This is a genomic window from Faecalibacterium sp. OF04-11AC (genome assembly GCF_003460645.1).
Classification (GTDB): Bacteria; Bacillota; Clostridia; order Oscillospirales; family Ruminococcaceae; genus Faecalibacterium; species Faecalibacterium prausnitzii_I.
Genome location: NZ_QTVP01000012.1, coordinates 19,684 through 39,724, shown reverse-complemented (window position 1 = coordinate 39,724; position 20,041 = coordinate 19,684). Strand labels below are relative to the sequence as shown.

At 61.4% G+C, this 20,041-nt stretch carries 16 protein-coding genes, 1 tRNA gene and 3 pseudogenes; 15 read left to right on the top strand and 5 right to left on the bottom strand.

Annotation, left to right across the window (positions count from 1 at the left end; genetic code table 11):
* Positions 1–52 precede the first annotated feature (52 nt).
* From DXA70_RS07725 to DXA70_RS07670, 14 genes and pseudogenes are all read left to right on the top strand, one after another.
* The gene (locus DXA70_RS07725; protein WP_128118126.1) at positions 53–1,846 is read left to right on the top strand and encodes a ribonuclease J; all 1,794 of its coding nucleotides are present in this window, start codon (positions 53–55) and stop codon (positions 1,844–1,846) included.
* A gap of 52 nt (positions 1,847–1,898) precedes the next feature.
* Positions 1,899–2,801 carry a hypothetical protein gene (locus tag DXA70_RS14370; protein WP_243001221.1) on the top strand — a complete coding sequence of 301 codons (903 nt, stop codon included), beginning with the start codon at positions 1,899–1,901 and terminating at the stop codon, positions 2,799–2,801.
* Entirely contained in the window at positions 2,741–3,907 is a 1,167-nt protein-coding gene (locus DXA70_RS14365; RefSeq protein WP_243001220.1) for a DHH family phosphoesterase, read from the top strand. Before DXA70_RS14370 ends, DXA70_RS14365 begins: the two co-directional genes overlap by 61 nt.
* A pseudogene (gene glf, locus DXA70_RS07715) lies at positions 3,904–5,009 on the top strand (UDP-galactopyranose mutase). The gene DXA70_RS14365 and the pseudogene glf overlap by 4 nt, the downstream one beginning before the upstream one ends.
* Positions 5,010–5,077: 68 nt before the next feature.
* Positions 5,078–5,533: a 50S ribosomal protein L9 gene (gene rplI / locus DXA70_RS07710; protein ID WP_022257668.1), complete on the top strand. Its 456-nt coding sequence runs from the start codon at positions 5,078–5,080 to the stop codon at positions 5,531–5,533.
* Between the two features lie 73 nt (positions 5,534–5,606).
* On the top strand, positions 5,607–7,007 hold the full coding sequence (gene dnaB / locus DXA70_RS07705; protein ID WP_128118125.1) for a replicative DNA helicase: 1,401 nt from the start codon (positions 5,607–5,609) through the stop codon (positions 7,005–7,007).
* Positions 7,007–8,482, top strand: a complete 1,476-nt coding sequence (gene tilS / locus DXA70_RS07700; RefSeq protein ID WP_128118124.1) for a tRNA lysidine(34) synthetase TilS — start codon at positions 7,007–7,009, stop codon at positions 8,480–8,482. The genes dnaB and tilS overlap by 1 nt, the downstream gene beginning before the upstream one ends.
* A pseudogene (hpt, locus tag DXA70_RS07695) lies at positions 8,479–9,026 on the top strand (hypoxanthine phosphoribosyltransferase). The gene tilS and the pseudogene hpt overlap by 4 nt, the downstream one beginning before the upstream one ends.
* Before the next feature lie 93 nt (positions 9,027–9,119).
* Positions 9,120–11,188 (top strand): annotated as a pseudogene (ftsH, locus tag DXA70_RS07690) (ATP-dependent zinc metalloprotease FtsH).
* A gap of 20 nt (positions 11,189–11,208) precedes the next feature.
* Positions 11,209–12,300: a hypothetical protein gene (locus DXA70_RS07685; RefSeq protein WP_128118123.1), complete on the top strand. Its 1,092-nt coding sequence runs from the start codon at positions 11,209–11,211 to the stop codon at positions 12,298–12,300.
* A gap of 183 nt (positions 12,301–12,483) precedes the next feature.
* Entirely contained in the window at positions 12,484–13,290 is an 807-nt protein-coding gene (locus DXA70_RS07680; RefSeq protein WP_128118122.1) for a hypothetical protein, read from the top strand.
* 178 nt (positions 13,291–13,468) lie between these two features.
* Positions 13,469–14,119: a Na/Pi symporter gene (locus tag DXA70_RS14360; protein WP_243001219.1), complete on the top strand. Its 651-nt coding sequence runs from the start codon at positions 13,469–13,471 to the stop codon at positions 14,117–14,119.
* On the top strand, positions 14,040–14,423 hold the full coding sequence (locus tag DXA70_RS14355) for a Na/Pi symporter (protein ID WP_243001218.1): 384 nt from the start codon (positions 14,040–14,042) through the stop codon (positions 14,421–14,423). Before DXA70_RS14360 ends, DXA70_RS14355 begins: the two co-directional genes overlap by 80 nt.
* 82 nt (positions 14,424–14,505) lie before the next feature.
* Positions 14,506–15,243 carry a 4Fe-4S dicluster domain-containing protein gene (locus tag DXA70_RS07670; protein WP_128118121.1) on the top strand — a complete coding sequence of 246 codons (738 nt, stop codon included), beginning with the start codon at positions 14,506–14,508 and terminating at the stop codon, positions 15,241–15,243.
* A gap of 89 nt (positions 15,244–15,332) precedes the next feature.
* Here DXA70_RS07670 and DXA70_RS07665 read toward each other — a convergent pair whose 3' ends face one another.
* The 4 genes from DXA70_RS07665 to DXA70_RS07650 form a co-directional block, all read right to left on the bottom strand.
* A complete protein-coding gene (locus tag DXA70_RS07665; protein WP_128118120.1) occupies positions 15,333–16,205 on the bottom strand; it encodes a hypothetical protein in 873 nt (290 codons plus the stop codon).
* Between the two features lie 15 nt (positions 16,206–16,220).
* Positions 16,221–16,739, bottom strand: coding sequence for a DNA topology modulation protein FlaR (locus DXA70_RS07660; protein ID WP_112147856.1), 519 nt, complete (start codon positions 16,737–16,739; stop codon positions 16,221–16,223).
* Positions 16,740–16,749: 10 nt separating this feature from the next.
* Positions 16,750–17,430 (bottom strand): gamma-glutamyl-gamma-aminobutyrate hydrolase family protein, encoded by a 681-nt coding sequence (locus DXA70_RS07655; RefSeq protein WP_128118119.1) that lies wholly within the window; start codon positions 17,428–17,430, stop codon positions 16,750–16,752.
* A 63-nt stretch (positions 17,431–17,493) separates the two neighbouring features.
* Positions 17,494–17,585 (bottom strand) — tRNA-Ser (locus DXA70_RS07650).
* Between the two features lie 261 nt (positions 17,586–17,846).
* Between DXA70_RS07650 and DXA70_RS07645 the strand changes: the two genes are divergently transcribed.
* Positions 17,847–18,866 (top strand): alpha-hydroxy-acid oxidizing protein, encoded by a 1,020-nt coding sequence (locus tag DXA70_RS07645; protein WP_128118118.1) that lies wholly within the window; start codon positions 17,847–17,849, stop codon positions 18,864–18,866.
* A 163-nt stretch (positions 18,867–19,029) separates the two neighbouring features.
* On the opposite strand, the gene DXA70_RS07640 is transcribed toward DXA70_RS07645, so the two are convergent.
* Positions 19,030–19,980 (bottom strand): RluA family pseudouridine synthase, encoded by a 951-nt coding sequence (locus DXA70_RS07640; RefSeq protein WP_128118117.1) that lies wholly within the window; start codon positions 19,978–19,980, stop codon positions 19,030–19,032.
* Positions 19,981–20,041 lie beyond the last annotated feature (61 nt).

Below are 20,041 nucleotides of genomic sequence, written 5' to 3'. Positions count from 1 at the left end.
GCTCCCGGGTGGGGGTGGGCCGTGTTCTGCGATTTGTTTTTTGGAGGTACGAATGGCACAGGTTAAAGAACAGAACCCCGCGCCCGCCCAGAACCGGGCCAGTGACAACAGCGGCGAGAAGCGCCCCCGCACCCGCCGCCCCTATTATTCGCGGCGTCCCCGCCGCCCGCAGCAGCCCAAGGAGGCCGCTGTGCCCATCCACATCTATCCGCTGGGCGGCCTGGGGGAAGTGGGCAAGAACATGACCGTGTACGAGTGCTGCGGCGATATGATCATTGTGGACTGCGGCCTCGTCTTCCCGGACAGTGATATGTTCGGCGTGGACATGGTCATCCCCGATTTCACGTTCGTGGTACAGAATAAGGAGAAGATCAAGGGCCTGCTCATCACCCACGGCCATGAGGACCACATCGGCAGCATCCCGTATCTGCTGCAGAAATTTGATCTGCCCATCTACGGCACCCGCCTGACCTGCGGCCTCATCAAGAACAAGCTGGAGGAGTTCGGCCTGGCCGGCAAGACCAAGTTTGTGGAGATCGTGCCCAAGCAGAAGATCAAGCTGGGCTGCTTCACGGTGGAGCCCATCCATGTCAACCACTCCATCCCGGACTCGGTGGCCTTTGCCATCGACAGCCCGGCGGGCACCATCATCCAGACGGGCGACTTCAAGGTCGATTACACCCCGCTGGCCTGCGGCCCCACCGACCTGACCACGCTCTCCGAGTACGGCCAGAAAGGCGTGCTGGCCCTGCTGAGCGATTCCACCAACGCGGAGCGCCCGGGCTTTACGGCCACGGAGCAGAAAGTGGCGGCAGGTGTGCGCAGCCTGTTTGCCCGCGCCCAGAACAAGCGCATCATCATTGCGACGTTCGCCTCCAACATTTACCGCGTGCAGCAGATCATTGATCTGGCTGTGGAGGATGGCCGCAAGGTGGCGTTCAGCGGCCGCAGCATGGTCAACAACACGGCCATGGCCCAGGAGCTGGGCTATATGCACATCCCGGAGGGGACTCTCATCAGCGTGGATGAGCTCAACCAGTACCCGCCGGAGCAGGTGGTGCTGGTGACCACGGGCAGCCAGGGCGAGCCCCTGAGCGCCCTCTCCCGCATGGCCTCCTGCAGCCACCGTCAGGTGCGGGTGGGCCCCGGCGATTTCATCATCATCTCGGCCAAGCCCATCCCCGGCAACGAGAAGAGCGTGACCAAGATCGTCAACGGCCTGCTGCTGCTGGGCGCGGAGGTCATCTACGAGGGCATGTACGATGTCCACGTTTCCGGCCACGCCTGCCAGGAGGAGCAGAAGCTGATGCTCACCCTGACCAAACCCAAGTATTTCCTGCCCGTGCACGGCGAGTACAAGCAGCTCAAAAAGCACGCCATGACCGCCGCCAGCCTGGGCATCCCCACCAGCAACATCCTGATCGCGGAGAATGGCTCCAACGTCATCCTCAGCCGGGATGAGATCAAGCTGGGCGAGCCTGTCACCGCCGGTGCCGTCATGGTGGACGGACTGGGCGTGGGTGACGTGGGCAATGTGGTCCTGCGGGACCGCAAGCACCTCTCCGAGGACGGCCTCGTCATCATCGTGGCCACTGTGGACAGCAAGACGGGCCAGGTACTGGCTGGCCCCGACCTCGTCAGCCGCGGCTTTGTCTATGTGCGGGAGAACGAGAGCCTGATGGACGGTGCCCAGAGCATTGTGGAATCGGCGCTGGACCGCTGCGTGGAAGAGCATGTGCGGGATTGGAACAGCGTCAAGACCCGTGTGCGCGAGGCGCTGAGCAGCTATATCTATCGCCGTACCAAGCGCAGCCCCATGATCCTCCCCATTTTGATGGAGGTCTGATCGACCGGGCCCTGCTGTGCAGGAGCAGGCCCGCCAGGAGGCATATGATCTGATGAAACAAAAACCAAGATGGACTTTGGAGATGCTCACCGCCTGTCTGGCGATTCTGTGTGTCCTGCTGATGCTGGTATTGCTGGTGCAGCGCCCAGCCATCTGGCCGGTACTGGTGGTGCTGGCAGCGGCCTGGTGCATTGGCATGGGCCTGTTCCGCTACCGCCTCCGCAGCCAGCTGGCACGCTGGGTCTGTGGCGGCGACTTTACAAAATCGAAAACAAAATTCAGCCTGGAACCCCTCTCCCAGCCGGTGGTCCTCCTCTCGGGGGAAACCGTGCTCTGGTACAATGACCAGTTCCGCCAGCGGATGCTGGGCGGGCAGGACCTGCTGGTGAGCCGGGTGCAGAAAGTCATCCCCGGGCTGGACCTGCAGCAGGCCCGCACCCAGGAGGGCCAGCAGCTGACCCTGGCCGATGGCGTGTGGTCTGCCCACAGCTCCACCGTGCCCGGCGATGCTGAAACGATGACGCTGGTGGTCTTCAATGAGGAGACCGCCCTGCGCCGGGTGGAGGCGGAGTATAAAGCCAGCCGCCCGGGTTACCTCGTCTTTCTGGTGGATGGCTACGACGATGTGTTCAGCGACATGCTGGACAGCGAGCGCGCCCGCCTGCTGGAGGGCATCAACCGGGTGCTGGAAGAGATGATCGGCCGGGGCACGGGCTTTTTGCGCCGAGTGGCCAGCGGCCGCTACATCGCGGTGGTGGAGGAGCGCCAGCTGGAGCAGTTTGCCAAGCGGGGCTACGACGTGCTGGATAAGATCCGCGCCCTTGACCCCAGTGTGAACCTGTCCCTCTCCATCGGCATCGGCCGCGGGGCCAAGACCTGCGGGAGGCCCAGGACATGGCTGTGCAGGCACTGGATATGGCCCAGGGCCGCGGCGGCGACCAGGCCGCTGAGATGACGCCGGACGGCTTTACGTTCTACGGCGGCGTCAGCCATGGCGTGGAAAAGCGCAGTAAGGTGCGCAGCCGCATTGTGGCCGACCAGCTGGTCAAGCTCATCAAGGAGGCTGACCATGTGGTCATCATGGGCCACCGGATGAGTGACCTGGACGCCATCGGTTCTGCCGAGGGTGTGCTCCGCATCTGCAAAATTTGTGATGTGCCGGCCGTTATCGCGGTCCGCCGGGATGCCACGCTGGCGTCCAGCCTGATCAATGCTCTCGTTGCCGCCGGGCAGGAGGACGATTTCATCGACCCCAAAGGTGCACTGCCCATCATCTCCAAGCGGACGCTGTGCATCGTGGTGGATACATACCAGGTCAATCTGGTAGAGAGCAAAGAAATTCTCGAAAAATGCGGCAAGGTGGCCGTCATCGACCACCACCGCAAGGGCGTGGGCTTTATTGAGAACCCGGCCCTTGTCTGCCACGAGCCCTACTCCTCCTCTGCCAGTGAGCTGGTCACGGAGCTTTTGCAGTATGTGGGCGAGCGGGATGACAAGCCCAACCGGGTGGAAGCTGAGGGCCTGCTGGCCGGCATCATGCTGGATACGAGAGACTTTACCCTCCACACCGGCGTGCGGACCTTTGAGGCCGCGGCCGCCCTCCGCCGCTACGGCGCGGAGACCGAGCGGGTGCGCCAGCTGTTTGATGTGACCATGGTGGAGTACAACGCCAAGGCCGACCTTGTGGAGGCGGCCCAGATGTACAAAAACTGTGCCGTCTCGGTGAGCGGGGAAGTACCCCCGGAGGCCCGGGTAGCCATTGCGCAGGCCGCCAACGACCTGCTGACCATCCAGAACGTGGAGGCCAGCTTTGTGGCGGTGCAGGTGGGCACGGGCGTGAACATCTCGGCCCGGAGCCTGGGCGCGGTCAACGTGCAGGTCATCATGGAGTCTCTGGGCGGCGGCGGCCACCAGACCATGGCGGCGGCACAGCTCAAGCATATCACCCCGGAGGCGGCCCGGGCACGCATCCAGACCGCCATCGACCAATACCGCGAATCCCAGAAGAAGACTTCTTCCGAGGCGGACGCGGAACCAAAGAAAAAGGATAACAAGCCATGAAGCAGTATGATTATCTCATCGTGGGCGCGGGCCTGTACGGCGCGGTGTTTGCCCATGAGGCCAAAAAGGCAGGCAAGCGCTGCCTCGTCATTGATAAGCGGGACCACATTGCGGGCAACATCTACACCGAGAGCGTGGAGGGCATCCATGTCCACCGCTACGGTGCCCATATTTTCCACACCAATAACAAGGCTGTGTGGCAGTATGTGAACCAGTTTGCAGAGTTCAACCGCTATACCAACAGCCCGGTGGCCAACTACCACGGCGAGATCTACAACCTGCCGTTCAACATGAACACGTTCAATAAGATGTGGGGCGTGGTGACTCCCGCCGAGGCAAAAGCAAAGATCGAGCAGCAGCGGGCCGAGGCAGGCATCACCGAGCCGAAGAACCTCGAGGAACAGGCCATCAGTCTGGTGGGCACCGACATCTACGAGAAGCTCATCAAGGGCTACACTGGTAAACAGTGGGGCCGCCCCTGCACCGAGCTGCCCGCGTTCATCATCAAGCGGCTGCCCGTCCGTTTTACCTACGATGACAACTATTTTAACGCTCTGTATCAGGGGATCCCCAACGGCGGCTACACGGCCATGGTGGAGAAGATGCTGGACGGCGTGGAGATTGAGCTGGGCGTGGATTATCTGGCCCGGAAAGCGGAGCTGGACAAGCTGGCGGAGAAGATCGTCTACACGGGCCCGGTGGACGCCTACTTTGATTACAAGCTGGGTGCTTTGCAGTACCGCAGCGTCCGCTTTGAGACGGAGGTGCTGGACACCGACAACTATCAGGCAACGCCGTGGTGAACTACACCGACGCCGAGACCCCCTACACCCGCATCATTGAGCACAAGCACTTTGAGTTTGGCACCCAGCCCAAGACCGTTATCAGCCGGGAGTACAGTGCTGAGTGGAAAAAGGGCGACGAGCCGTACTACCCCGTCAATGATGAGAAGAACGGCGCTTTGTATGCTGCCTACAAGCAGCTGGCCGATGCGGAGCCGGGGGTCATCTTCGGCGGCCGCCTGGGCGAGTACAAATACTACGATATGGACAAGGTCATTGAGGTGGCCCTGAGCGTCGCGGAGAAAGAGCTTGCCGAATAATTGCAATTGCGGTATACTAGAGTTACAAAACTGCACCGGTTCTCCGGTGAGAAGTGAGGGATAACATCATGAAAGTGATTCTGAAGCAGGACGTCAAGGGCATTGGCAAAAAGGACGAGATCCATGAGGTCTCCGACGGCTACGCCCGCAACTTTCTGTTCCCGCGCAAGCTGGCGGCTGTGGCCGATGCCAGCGCGGTGAATATTGCCCGCGGCAAGGAAGAGGCTGCGGACTTCCATGAGGCAGAGAACGTGGCCGCTGCTCAGGCAGTGGCTGCGAAGATCAACGGCAAGACCGTGACGATCAAGGCCAAGGGCGGCGCTTCCGGCCGCCTGCACGGTAAGGTCACCGGCAAAGAAGTGGCGGCAGCCCTCTCCGAACTGGCCGGCACCGCCATTGATAAAAAGAAGATCGAGCTGGAAACCAAGGACATCAAGGACGCGGGCGTTTTCAACGCCAAAGTCCGCCTGCATGTCGGTGTGGTGGCTTCGTTCAAAATTCAAGTGGAAGTGGAGCAGGCCTGATCTGAAAAAGCCTGTCTGCGCCCCCTCACGGCAGGGGGCGCTTTTTGTAGTATGAGACCCAGAGGAAACGATCATGCCGAACGAACGACATTACTCCAATGAACTGAATCTGGAAAGCGTGGGCATCAATCTGCCCTACAACATGCAGGCCGAGCAGAGCGTGCTGGGCGCGGTGCTGCTCAAGCCGGAGACACTGACCGACCTGGTTGAGATCATCCGGCCGGAAATGTTCTACACCCGGCAGAACGCCCAAATTTATTCGGAAATGCTGCGGCTGTTTACCAGCGACCAGACCATTGATTTCGTCACCCTGCTGGACGCGGTCATCTCAGACGGCGTGTTTCCCAGCGTGGACGAGGCGAAAGTCTACCTGACCGGTCTGGCCGAGACGGTGCCCAGCATCTCCAACGTGAAAGCCTACGCCCAGATCGTGCAGGAAAAATATCTGGTCCGCCAGCTCATGGGTGTGGCGAAAGATATCTTGCAGGATGCGGGCGACGAGCCGGATGCGGACCTGCTGCTGGAAAACGCCGAGCAGCGCATTTATGAGATCCGCTCCGGGCGGGATTCCAGCGCCCTGACGCCCCTTTCTTCCAGCATGGTGGAAACGCTGACCAATCTGCAGAAGATCAGCGGCCCGGATGCCGATAAGTACAAGGGCATCCCTACAGGCTTCCGCCTGCTGGACACCGTGCTCACCGGCCTCGGCCGCGGCGACCTTATTATTCTGGCTGCCCGCCCCGGTATGGGCAAGACCAGTTTTGCGCTGAACATTGCCACCCGTGTAGCCATGCAGCAGAAAGTACCGGTGGCCATCTTCAGCCTCGAAATGACCAAGGAGCAGCTGACCAACCGCATCCTCTCGGCGGAGGCCGGCATCGACAGCCAGGCGTTCCGCACCGGCGCCCTCCGGGCGGAGGACTGGGAGTACCTGGCCCTTGCCACCGAGAAGCTCCATGACGCGCCCATTTATATGGATGACACCTCGGGCATCACCATCACCGAGATGAAAGCCAAGATCCGCCGGGTGAACCAGGACCCCAGCCGCCCCAATGTGGGCCTCATCGTCATTGACTATCTGCAGCTGATGACCACGGGCCAGCGCACCGAGAACCGTGTACAGGAGATCAGCTCCATCACCCGAAACCTCAAGATCATGGCCAAAGAGATGAATGTGCCTATCATTGCGCTGAGCCAGCTGTCCCGTGCGGTGGAAAAGCAGGGCAACAACTCCTCCCACCGCCCCCAGCTGTCCGACCTGCGTGATTCCGGTTCCATCGAGCAGGACGCCGACTGCGTGCTGTTCCTCTACCGTGATTCCTATTACGCCAGCCAGAACCCGGACGGTGCCGAGGTGGACGCCGACACGGCCGAGTGCATCGTGGCCAAAAACCGCCACGGTGAGACCAGTACCGTGCCGCTGGGCTGGGATGGTGCCCACACCCGCTTTATGGATGTGGACTTCAAACGCTGATGAAACACGACGATTTTTCCGGCATTTTGCAGCGTGTCCGCGCGTTTTGCGAGGCTGAGGCGCTGCTGACACCGTTGGCAGCCGGAAAGCCGCTGCACTTGGCCGCGGCGGTGTCCGGCGGGGCCGACAGCATGGCCCTGCTGCACCTGCTGCTGGCCTTACAGGCAGAGTCCGGCTTTGTGCTGAGTGTCTGCCATGTCAACCACGGCCTGCGGGGGGAGACGGCTGACCGGGACGAAGCTTTTGTGCGGGAGGCCTGCGCGGAGCTGGGCCTGCCGCTGCGGGTCTTCCGCCCGGCGGAGGTTGGCTTTACGGTGCCGCCCCATGCCGGGGAGGACTGGGCCCGCCGCCTCCGCTACGCCTGTTTTGAACAGCTGCGGCAGGAGGGGATAGACTGCATTGCGACGGCCCATACTGCAAGTGACCAGGCAGAGACGCTGCTGTTCCGGCTGGCCCGGGGCACCGGGCTGCACGGGGCAGGGGGCATCCGCCCCAAACGCCCCGGCTACTGCCGCCCTCTGCTGGGCCTGACCCGGGCAGAGACGGAGGCTGTCTGCATGGCCCGCGGGCAGCGCTGGGTGACGGACGAGACGAACACGGGGGACGACTACGCCCGCAACCGCCTGCGCCACGCCGCCCTCCCGGCTCTTGGCTCGGTCAACGAGGCGGCGGAGGAAAATCTGGCCCGCTTTTGCGAGAAAGCCGCCCGGGCAGACGCCTATTTTGCCCGGCAGGCGGCGACACTGCTGGAAGAGGCCGGGCAGCGGCTGCCCCCAAAGCTCCCCGCCGGGGCGCGGTACGCGCGGGAGGCCGGGGAGGGCGTCTGGGCGCTGGAGCCATTGCAAAAGGCCGACCCGCTCATCCTGGAAACCGCCCTCCACAGCCTGACGGCCCCGGTGCGGGACGCCGAGGAAAAATACATCCGCCTGCTGGCAGCGCTGGTGCGGCGCGGCAGCGGGGCGGTGCAGCTGACCGGAGAGATCCGGTTCCGCGCTGGGGAAGAGGCATTCTGGCGGGAAAAAACGCCGGATGCCTGCCCGGAGAACACCGGATTTTATGAGCCGTTTTTCCCCACGGATGGGGCCGAATATCCCCTGTCCGGAGGCCAAAAGCTGAAAATCCGGGTGGTTCCGGCCCCATTTGAAGAAAAAATACAGGGTGTTCATAAAAAAGACTTAAAAAATCAAGCGGATTATGCTAAAATAACTACGTTGTATCCTGCTCTTGTTCTGCGCTGCCGTCAGCCGGGAGACCGTTTCCACCCGGCAGGCCGGGGCGTGGGCAAGGAGCTGCGCAAATGGATGAACGAGGCGGGGATCCCGCCCCGGCAGCGGGCTGGCCTGCCGCTTCTGGCAGCAGGCAGCGAGGTGCTTTGGGTCCACGGCACAGGCTTTGCCGCTGGCCTTGCCCCGGATACGGGCAGCACGCTGGTTTTGCAATTGGAACTGCAAACAATGGAGGAAGTAGAATCATGAGTATGCATGACGATATCAAGAACGTTCTGGTCTCCGAAGAAGAGCTCAAGGCCAAGGTGCGGGAGCTGGGCGCACAGATCAGCAGGGACTATGAGGCAAAAACCTTGTTCTCGTTTCCATCCTGAAAGGCTCCGTGGTCTTTATGGCCGACCTGATGCGGGCGGTGAGCATCCCCTGCAGCATTGATTTCATGGTCGTGTCCAGCTACGGCGGCAGCAACACCAGCAGCAGCGGCCTGGTCAAGATCATCAAAGACCTGGACGGCGACCTGTCCGGCAAGGACGTGCTGATCGTGGAGGACATTCTGGACACGGGCATCACCCTCTCCAACCTGGTGCCCATGCTCAAGATGCGCCACCCCAATTCCGTGAAGATCTGCACCATCCTGGACAAACCCAGCCGCCGCAAGGCGGACATCAAGCCGGATTACGAGGGTTTCCAGGTGCCGGATGAGTTCGTGGTGGGCTATGGCCTGGATTACGACGAAAAATACCGCAACCTGCCGTATATCGGCATCCTCAAACCCTGCGTTTACGAGAAATAAAAACATTACCAGAACTGGAGTTGATCATTCTTGCAACCAAAAAGACCTCGTATTAACCCGCTGATCTTTGCGCTGGCATTGGCAGCGGTGCTGATGATCTGGTCGGTGTTCACCAGCGGCACTGGTATGTCCGGCGGCTCTACCATGAGCTACTCGACGGTGGTGCACTACTTTGAGCACAATCAGGTCACCAAATTCACCCTGGACCGCAACACCAGCGTCATTACCCTGACGCTGAAAGAGGGCGACCTCGACCTGCCGCAGGCTACAGCTGCCTCCACGGCAGATTCCACCGGCGGCCTGTTGTCCGGGATGCTGTCGTCTTCGTCGGCGGATTCCACGGCCGCGGAGAAGAACTCGGACGGTACCGTGACGGTCCGCTACAAGCTGCCCTATGCCTACGTTTTCATTGAGAACGTGCAGAGTTATATTGATTCTTATGACGCGGCCAACCCCACGGCTCCCATGGAGTACGATTACACCTCCCTCAAGGAGACCATTCCCTGGATGGAGATTTTGTTCTATCTGGGGATGCTGGGCTGCACAGGTTTCCTGCTCTTCTCCATGATGCGCGGCGGCGGTGCCGGCGGCGGCATCATGAATGTGGGCAAAGCCAAGGTCAAGGACGAGCGGGAAAACAAAAAGACCGCTACCTTTGCCGATGTGGCGGGCGAAGACGAGGAGAAAGAAGAGCTCAAAGAGGTGGTCGAATTCCTCAAGAGCCGGATAAATTCAACTCACTGGGTGCCCGCATCCCCCATGGCGTGCTGCTGGTGGGCCCTCCGGGTACCGGTAAGACCCTGCTGGCCCGCGCCTGTGCTGGTGAGGCCGGTGTGCCGTTCTACTCCATCTCCGGCTCGGATTTTGTGGAGATGTACGTCGGTGTCGGTGCTTCCCGTGTGCGCGACCTGTTTGACAAGGCCAAGAAGACCATGCCCTGCATCATCTTTATTGATGAGATCGATGCGGTAGGCCGTCAGCGTGGTGCTGGCCTCGGCGGCGGCCACGACGAGCGCGAGCAGACCCTGAACCAGCTGCTGGTGGAGATGGATGGCTTTGAGGCCAACGATGGCGTCATCGTCATGGCCGCCACCAACCGCGCCGATATCTTGGATAAGGCACTGCTCCGCCCCGGCCGCTTTGACCGTCAGGTCTATGTGGGCCTGCCCGATGTCAAGGGCCGTGAGGAGATCCTGAAAGTCCACACCAAGAATAAGCCACTGGCTCCGGATGTGTCCCTGAAAGTCATCGCGCAGCGCACCGCGGGCTTTGCGGGCGCTGACCTGGAAAACCTCGTCAACGAGGCTGCCCTGCTGGCTGCCCGCCGCAGCCGCAAGGCCATCACGATGGAGGACATCGAGGAAGCATCCATGAAAGTGATGGCCGGCCCGGAGAAGAAGAGCCGCGTCGTGACCCCCGAAGAGAAAAAGCTCACGGCCTACCACGAGGCAGGCCACGCGGTGGCGGGCTTCTACTGCAAGCACCACCCCCGTGTGCATGAGATCACCATTATCCCGCGCGGCCAGGCTGGCGGCTACACCATGTATCTGCCCGAGAAAGACCGCAGCTATGTGACCAAGGGCGAGATGTTTGAAGACATCGTTTCCAGCCTGGGCGGCCGTGTGGCCGAGCAGCTGATTTTGGAGGACATCTCCACGGGTGCTTCCAATGACCTGCAGCAGGCCACCAACATTGCCCGCCAGATGATCACCAAGTACGGCTTCTCCGAGCGGCTGGGCCCGGTGGTGTACGGTACCTCTCAGGAAGAGACGTTCCTGGGCCGCGACTTTGCACAGGGCAAGGGCTACAGTGAGACCACCGCTGCCGAGATCGACAGCGAGATGCGGGACATCATCGACGAGGCCTACGAGACCTGCCGCCGCACCCTGACGGAGCACATCGACCAGCTGCACGCGCTGGCCAAGGCCCTGATGGAGCGCGAAAAGCTCAACGAGCAGGAGTTCAACACCGTGATGGCGGGCGGCACCCTGGCTCCCCGTGACGGCGAGGAACCCAAGGCGGAAGAGCCTGCCCAGCCGGCTCAGACCACGGTAGAACAGGCAGAGCCCGCCGAACCGGCAGAGCCCGCCGAGATGGCGGAACAGACCCGGCCCGTGGAGACTCCGGCAGAGGAGGCCCCGGCCCAGAAACCCGAAGAATAAACCGGAAAGGGGAGAGTGTTGTGGAGGAAAATTTTGAACCGGTCGCACGGACACGCGCCAATTACTACACCCCGGGCAGCCCGGTGCAGTTTGTCTGCGTGGAGCTGCTCAAGGGCGAGATCAGCGGCGAGCACGCGGTCTGCCTGACCTTTAAGAATATTTCCAAGGTGACGCTGACAGCCCTGGAGATTCATTTCAAGTGCAAGGGCGTGGACGGCATCATCCTCTGCGAGGACGAGTTTGAGTATCGTGACATTGCCGTGAAGCCCGGCGAGAGCTTTGGCATGGACGATGCCGTGTTTGTGACCCAGAAAGCCATCACCAGTGTGGATGTTTCCCTCAAGAACGTCTACAACGGCAAGCGGGTGGTCCATCTGGACGCCATCAAGCGGGTGCGCCTGCCGGCCCCCCGCCGCCTGAGCCCCGAGCTGCAGAAAGCACTGGAGGCCCGGATGAACCGTCAGGGCCTGAAGTATATGCCCCAGGTATTTGAAAACGGCTGGTACTGCGCCTGTGGCGCGTTCCATCCGAAAGAAGAGGATACCGTATACTGCACCGAGTGCGGCTGTGACCGCATCCTGCTGCAGAACGCCCTGAACACCCTGCTCCAGCCGGAGCAGCCGGACCCCGTGCCCGCTGCCCAGCCGGAAGCACCGGTGCGGCCCGTTCAACCTGCCGCGCAGGAAGAGCCTACCCGCATCATGAGCAGCGCGGCCCAGGAAGAGGCGACCCGGGTCATGCCTGCCCGCCCCCATGTGGAGCAGGCGGCCTCCTTTGCGCCGCCGCTGGAGCCGGTGGAAGCCGGAGAGCAGACCCGCATCCTGGAGCAGCAGACCCGCATCCTGGATGCACGGAACTACCAGCCTGCTGCCCGCGCGGCCCGGCCGGACGACGAGGGCACCCGTGTGATGCCTGCCGCCGTGCGGGACGCTGCCCCGGCACCGCAGCGCGCTCCGGAGCCGCAGCCCGTGGATGAGGACGACTACGAGGAGGAAGCGGACTCCCGTGACAGCATCGCTGAGACCCTTATCCGCTGGGTTCCGCCCATCACGGCTATCATCTGCGCAGGCATTGCGCTGTGGGGCTTTGTGTATTATCAGTTTATCCTGTAAAACAGCAGCGGAGGAGGCGGTGAGCGTTTCCTCCGCTTTTTGTTGCAACTGCTATTTGGCTCCCCTGCCAGGACAGACTCCCTCCGGCCGGAGGGAGATGTCGCGCCAGCGACAGAGAGAGGATAGCTGGACGCGCCAAAGCGCGGCCTGAGAGGTTTTATTTCAAATCGAGGAAGTGGCAATATGGTAGACGAGACGTTACAAGCGGCGTTTGAGATCAAGACGGCCTGCGATGAGATCAGCCGCAAGCTGCTGCGCTGGCACTGGGAGCAGAAGCCCGGGGCCCACAGCCTGGATGCCCTGCTCAAGCACCTGGCCCAGCGCCAGAAAGAAAGCCCGGATTACTACGACCGAATGCCGGACCTGAGCGGAAAGACCAGCTGGCAGCAGCTGGATACCACCCTGTGTATGCGGGTGCTGCTGGACCCGGAAAAAGACGCGGCCAAGCCTCTGGACCTGCTGGGCAATACGCCGCACCCCTCGGCGGCCCGCCGGGCCTGCAACGCGGTGCGCACGGCCCGCAACGAAGCCGCCCACGCGGCGGACCGCACCGATGGCACCCAGGCGGCCATCCTCTTCAATGAGGCCATCGAGAGCCTGGAAGAGGGCTATGCGGGCACGGCGTTCAAGACCAGTGAGCTGGAGCAGTATTACCGGATGGCGGAGGATTTCCTCAGCCGCTGCGGGGCCAAAAAGCCGCTGGCCTCGGCCAAGGCAGAGGAAGAAGAGCCCCGTGCCAGCACGCGAAACCGGAATGGCACAAAGCCCCGCAGCCAGAGCCGCGGCAGCGGAAGTTCCCGCAGCGGAAATGCCCGCCGCACAAACAGCGGGCGGAGTGCGGGCCGGGGCAATGGCTCCCGCAGCCGCGGCAGCGGCCGCAAAAAGCAGCGCCGGGTGCACTACAGCCGCAAAATGGCCGTGGTGCTGGTGGCGGCGGTGGTGCTGGGCCTGCTGGTCCGGGCTGTCAGTATGGGCCTGTTTGCAAAATAATGCAGGAAAGACAAAGAACCGAGAGGACTTTTCCGGATGGAGAAGCGCTCCCGGTTCTTTTTATGCGCCCGGGCCATACAATGGCAGCAGAACCCAAAAGGGAGGGAGGATCACGGAAAGGACAGAGATTTTACCACTGTTTGGCGGGCTGGCGCTGTTTCTGTTTGGAATGGACCGGATGAGCGAGGCACTGCAGCAGGCAGCGGGGGAGCGGCTGCGGCGGGCATTGGCAGCCCTGACCCGCACCCCGCTGACCGGGGCGCTGGCCGGGATGGTGGTCACGGCAGTGGTGCAAAGCAGCTCGGCCACCACGGTCATGGTCATTGGGTTTGTCAGCGCCGGGCTGCTGGAGCTGCCCCAGGCGGTGGCAGTCATCTTTGGGGCCAACATCGGCACCACGGTCACGGCCCAGCTGCTGGCATTCCGGGTGGAGGAAATGCTGGGGCTGGTGCTGTTCGGGGGCTTTTTTCTCTGTGCAGTGGCCCGGACAAAGCGGGGGCGGCAGATGGGGACGGCGGTGTTTTCATTCGGGCTGCTCTTTGCGGGGATGGAGCAGATCCAGAGCGTGGTGGAGCCGCTGGCCCTCCGCCCGGAGTTTGAGGCCTGGATGGCGCAGGTGCGGGAAAAGCCGCTCTGGGGTCTGCTGCTGGGGCTGGGGATGACGCTGGTGGTGCAGAGCAGCTCGGCTACCATCGGCGTGCTGCAGGGCGTGGCACAGCAGCTCGGCTACCATCGGCGTGCTGCAGGGCGTGGCACAGCAGGCCGGGCCGGACGGGGTGCACAGCCTGCTGGGGCTGGCCGGGGCCGTTCCGGTATTGCTGGGGGATAACGTCGGCACGACCATTACGGCGATTTTAGCGGCGGCGGGCGGCACCCGGGACGCCAAACGGGCGGCGGCCGCCCATTGCTGCTTTAACCTCTCGGGGTCACTGGTCTGCCTGCTGGCCCTGCCGTGGTTCGTGCGGCTGGTGGAGCTTCTGCCGCCGGAGGGAGAAGAGTTGGAAATTATCGCGCGGCAGATCGCCAACGCACACACGTTGTTCAATGCCCTCTGTACCCTGATCTGGCTGCCGCTGACGCCTCTCATGGTCCGGTTGGTAACGACACTGGTGCCGGAAAAAAGAACGGAATAAGGTCAAAACTGTTGCCATGGCAACGGCCGGGGGGTTGACAGATGTGGTATACTGATGTTAACTTTCAAAAGGAGGGTCTATCATGATCCGGAAAATCATTCACATAAACGAAGAAAAATGCAATGGCTGTGGTGCCTGTGTCACCGCCTGCCACGAGGGAGCCATCGGCCTTGTCAACGGCAAAGCCAAGCTGCTGCGGGACGATTACTGCGACGGCTTTGGCGACTGCCTGCCCGGCTGCCCCACCGGTGCCATTACATTCACCGAGCGGGAGGCCGCTGCTTACGATGAGCAGGCTGTGCTGGAAAACAAGCAGAAAAAAGCAGCGGCTGCACAGGCAGCTCCTGCCCAGCCCGCAGCCTCGGCATTTCACGGCTGCCCGGGCAGCCGGATGCACCAGTTCCACCGGGAGGAGGCAGCGGCTCCTGCCGCGGCTGCTCCGGGATGTCAGCCCTCACAGCTGGCCCAGTGGCCCTGCCAGATCAAGCTGGTGCCTGTGAACGCCCCCTACTTTGCAGGGGCCAAGCTTCTGGTGGCGGCAGACTGCACGGCGTATGCCTATGCCAATGTCCATCAGGAGTTCATGCGGGGCAAAGTGACGCTGATCGGCTGCCCCAAGCTGGACGATGTGGATTACAGCGAAAAGCTGACCCAGATCCTGCGCCAGAACGACATCAAGAGCGTGACCGTTCTGCGGATGGAAGTGCCCTGCTGCGGCGGGCTGGAGCGGGCTGTGGTCACGGCCCTGCAGAACAGCGGCAAAATGATCCCCTGGCAGGTGGTCACATTCTCGGTGGACGGCAAAATTCTGGACCGCTGAGAAGCGCGTGACCTGATAAAAAGAGAGGAACGAAGAAAAACGGCAGGTGCCCCCATTTAGAGGGGAACCTGCCGTTTTGGCGTGTGTGTTTATTGGATGGCGTTGAGAGTGCTCTGGACGAGCTGCGCGATCTGTTCCAACGTCTGCCGCAGCTGGACGAACGAGGCAATGTCGCTGTCCTGAATGAGATCCGTGGGGGCCGAGAGGTTGTTGACAACAGGGGCCACAGAGCCCGTGAGGGTCACAGAGACATCATGGGCGGGGATCTCCAGATGGATGTCCACCGGGATGCTGTCGTCAAAAAGAAGAGACTTGAGGGGCAGGCCCAGCACCAGCGTGGGGGAGCCAACGCCCTCCGACGGGAACTGAAAATAAGTAAAGCCCTGGGGATCGTAGTCCGGGTGGACGATCCACTTGGGGTCCAGTTTCAGGGTGTAGCCGGACATGTCCTGCATGGCCACCTGAGAATCCGGGACGCCCAGCATCTGGGCCAGCTGCGCCTGCGAGACGTAATTGGGCAGCGACCACTCGGGGAAGAACGTCCCTACCAGCGGGTAGCTGGAAACGACGGAATCCCGCAGGGTCCGGTAAAGCTTCCCGGCATTGAACAGAGTCTGGTCTGCATCAATATAGACATCGGTGAAAAAGTTGTCGCCGCTGGTCTCAGTGGTGGCGGCATCGCGGGAGTAAAGATAAAGCTGCAGCTGGCCGGGGGAGTAGAGGCCGGTCATCCGGCCCTCTGTGGCCCCGGCCTGGTCCAGAATGGAGTAAAGGGCCGGGTGGGTGGTGCCGCCCTGGGAGGTGACAGCGTAAGTGAACTCGAGATCCGCGCCCTGCTGCAGGGCTTTCAGCTTGCGGTTTGCAAGGCTGTAAAGGACAAGAGCCGCCACGATGCAGACTGCCGCAAGGCAGAGCAGGAGAGTGACAACGGCACGGGAACGCTTTTTGCGGGAAGATGCCATAGAGAACGCCTCCTTTTATTGAGAATACGAACCAGAACTTAAAAATCGTGCAAGCTGCCGGGGATTTTGGATCAAAATAAATTTTTCGGGGTATTGCCGGGCAATTTGCCGGTATCCGGCAATCCGGGCAGGTGTGCGGCCCTGATATAAGACCCACCAGACGAATTCAGCGTCGATCTTTTCCATACAGCCGGGCGCGGAGGAATCCCGCACGGCACCCCGGTTGGCCCACCACCGCCGGATGACCCGCCAGAGGCAAAGAAAGCGGTTGAATGCAAGGACGATGATCTGGTCCGCCTCTTCCAGCCGCCGAGCATAACAGGTTTTGGTGTAGTTTCCGTCCATGACCCAGCTGCTGTGGGTGTCAAGAAACGAGGTGACCAGCTGCTCCTCCTCTCCCGGAACGCGCTCCACCCAGCCGGGCAGAAAGTGCACAGCGTCCAGATGCAGGACCGGAGCGTGATAAAAACTGCCCAGCTGTTTGGCAAGGGTGGATTTTCCGCTGCCGCTGAGGCCCAGAATCGCAATTTTCATAAAAAACCTCTTAATGGCAGGCTTTGACAAAAGCGTCAAACAGGGCCTGCTGGCGGGGGTCGGCCTCGCTGAGCCACTCCGGGTGCCACTGGACCCCGAGGCAAAACTTTGCGTCCGGCTTTTCCAGCGCCTCTATGAAACCGTCCTCGCTGAGGGCGGCAATTTCCAGCCCCGGAGCCACCCGGCTGGCTGCCTGATGGTGCTGGCTGTTGACCAGAACGGTGCCCTGCTTTAAGATCTCCGCCAGCAGGGTGCCCCGGCGGACGGTCACGGTGTGGATTTTAGCCCAGTGATCGTTGTGAGGCACATGCTCCAGGGGCTTGATGTCCTGATACAGCTCCCCGCCGAGGAACGCGTTCAGCACCTGGATGCCCCGGCAGATGCCGAGGATGGGCTTGCCCGCCGCAAGGAATGCATGGAGCAGCTTGGGCTCAGCGGCATCCCGCAGGGGATTGGGCTCCCCGCAGGCCGGGATGCGCTCCTGCCCGAAGAGGCTGGGCTCAATGTCGCCGCCGCCGGGCAGCAGCAGGCCGGCACATTCCAGCGCCACGGCCACGGCCTTGTCCGGGTCAGCCAGCTCCACCCAGCGGACAGAAGCACCCGCCCGGGCCAGACTTTCCACATATTTGGATTGTGCGGTGGTCAGCTCCGGGTCGGCGCTCATCCGGGGCATGGCGATCGTAATGGACATTTTATCATCCTCTCAAACTTTCACATAAAGCAAAAACCCGGAACTTTTCAGTTCCGGGCGTTTTGGCGGAAAGATGGGGATTCGAACCCCAGAACGCTTTTGACACGTTACACGATTTCCAGTCGTGCGCCTTAGACCAACTCAGCCATCTTTCCACATCTTCTGTTTTGCTTTCGGGCCGTGGCCCTCAGCGCTCCACTATAATACCTGAAACAAGGGATTTTGTCAAGCAATTTTTCAAAAAAATTTGTATTTTTTCAAAAAGGACGATGGTGCGTAGTATGACTTTTGAACGGAACTCCCGAACGCCTGCAAAACCTCTTGACGCGGGGAAAAAGAAAGACTATGATGAGAGCAGAGAGAGTGCGGACCCTGGTAAAAACGCAGGGTCAGGAACGAACAGGGAGGAAAATACAATGAATTATTCTGATGTTTTAAACAACGCGCGGCAGTGTATCGGCAAATACTGCAAGGCCTGCCCGGTGTGCAATGGCGTGGCCTGCAAAAACCAGGTCCCCGGCCCGGGTGCCAAGGGCGTGGGCGACACAGCCATCCGCAATTATAATAAGTGGGCGGACATCCGGGTGAACATGGACACCCTGTGCGAGAACGGCACCCCGGACACCCATGTGGAGCTGTTTGGGCAGAGCTTCCAATACCCGTTCTTTGCAGGCCCGGTGGGTGCGGTCAGCCTCCACTACTCGGACGCCTACACCGACATGACCTATAACGATGTGCTGGTGCGCGCCTGCGCGGAGAACGGCATCACCGCCTTTACGGGTGACGGCACCAACCCCGACGTGATGACCATGGCCACCAAGGCCATCGGAGCGGCGAACGGCTGCGGCGTGCCCACCATCAAGCCCTGGAACATCGACACCATCAAGGCCAAGATGGAGCAGGCCAAAGAGAGCGGCTGCTTTGCCGTGGCCATGGATGTGGACGCGGCCGGTCTGCCGTTCCTCAAGAACATGACCCCTCCGGCCGGCAGCAAGAGCGTGGCGGAGCTGAAAGAGATCGTGGCGCTGGCGGGCAAGCCGTTCATCGTCAAGGGCATTATGACCGTCAAGGGGGCCCTCAAGGCCAAGGAAGCAGGAGCGGCCGCCATTGTCGTCTCCAACCACGGCGGCCGTGTGCTGGACCAGTGCCCCGCGACTGCAGAAGTCCTGCCGGAGATCGCGGAGGCTCTTAAGGGCAGCGGCGTGAAGATCCTGGTGGACGGCGGCATCCGCTCCGGCGTGGATGTTTTCAAGGCACTGGCCCTGGGTGCCGACGCGGTGCTCATCGCCCGTCCGTTCGTCACGGCGGTCTATGGCGGCGGCGAAGAGGGCGTCAAGTGCTACATTGATAAGATCGCAGGTGAGCTTGCCGACACCATGCAGATGTGCGGGGCACACAGCCTGAGTGAGATCACCCGGGATATGGTGCGGGTCTGAGCATCTGCGGTGAGGACGATTTTAATGGTCTCCGCTTCGCTCTGACCATGTTCAGCGGAAAAGATATTATTTATAGAACAACGCCGGGCAGACTGCGGTCTGCCCGGCGTTGAATTTTCACAAGAGGGGGCGTAGCGGAGAACGGCAGCTGCTGGAGATGATTTTACTTCAAAGTTCCGTCCAGCACCTGCTGGTAATACCAGGGCTTCGGGGCGTGGAACGTTTTGCCGCTGAGAAACTCGAAATCCGGCTGGGTGAAGCGGGGCATGGTGAGCTCCCAGGCACAGAGAGCCTGATACTTCAGCTTCAGCTCCCGGTTGGCGCTGTTGTTGCCGTACTTGCTGTCGCCCAGGATGGGGCAGCCGATGCTGGCCATGTGGGCGCGGATCTGGTGGGTGCGGCCGGTGATGAGCTTGACCTTGAGCAGGGCCAGACGGCCAGAGACGGCGATGGTCTCATACTGCGTTTCCACCTCCTTGGCACCGGGCTGCTTGTCCTCCACGATCTTGACGATGCCGCGGTCAGCGTCCTTGAGCAGGTAGCCGCCCAGCGTGGCGTCCGGCGGGGTGGGGCGGCCAAAGGTGACACAGAGGTAAGTCTTCTGCACATCGCGGTTTTTGATGGCAGCCAGGAAGAGCTCCTCAGCCTCGGGCGTTTTGGCGATGATGACCAGACCGCTGGTGCCGGTGTCCAACCGGTGGCAGAGGGCCGGGGTGTAGAGGCTGTTCTCCTTGTATTCCCCCTGCTGGTTGAGATAGAGCAGGGCACGGTTGAGCAGGGTGTCGTCCTCCGGGCCATCCACGGCAAGGCCGGCGGGTTTGTTGACGATGAGGATCTGCGGGCAGTCATACACCACCTGCGCGGGGCCGCGGGCGTTCTTCCAGGCGGGACCTTCCACCCGCTTGTCGGCGTCCAGCACTTCGTCCAGAATGAAGAGCTTGATCTCATCGCCCGCCATGACGCGGGTGGAGAGGGGCTGCTTTTTGCCGTTGAGTTTGATCTTGTTTTCGCGCAGGGCCTTGTTCAGGCGGCCCGGGTTCAGCGCCGGGAACTGCTCCATCAAATAATTGTCCAGCCGGGTGGGGGCAAGACATTTCACTTTTAAAATCTTCACGGAAATTTTCCTCTCTATCTTAAAATCAGTTGCAATAGAATGGGTTCTTGATTCGTTTTTA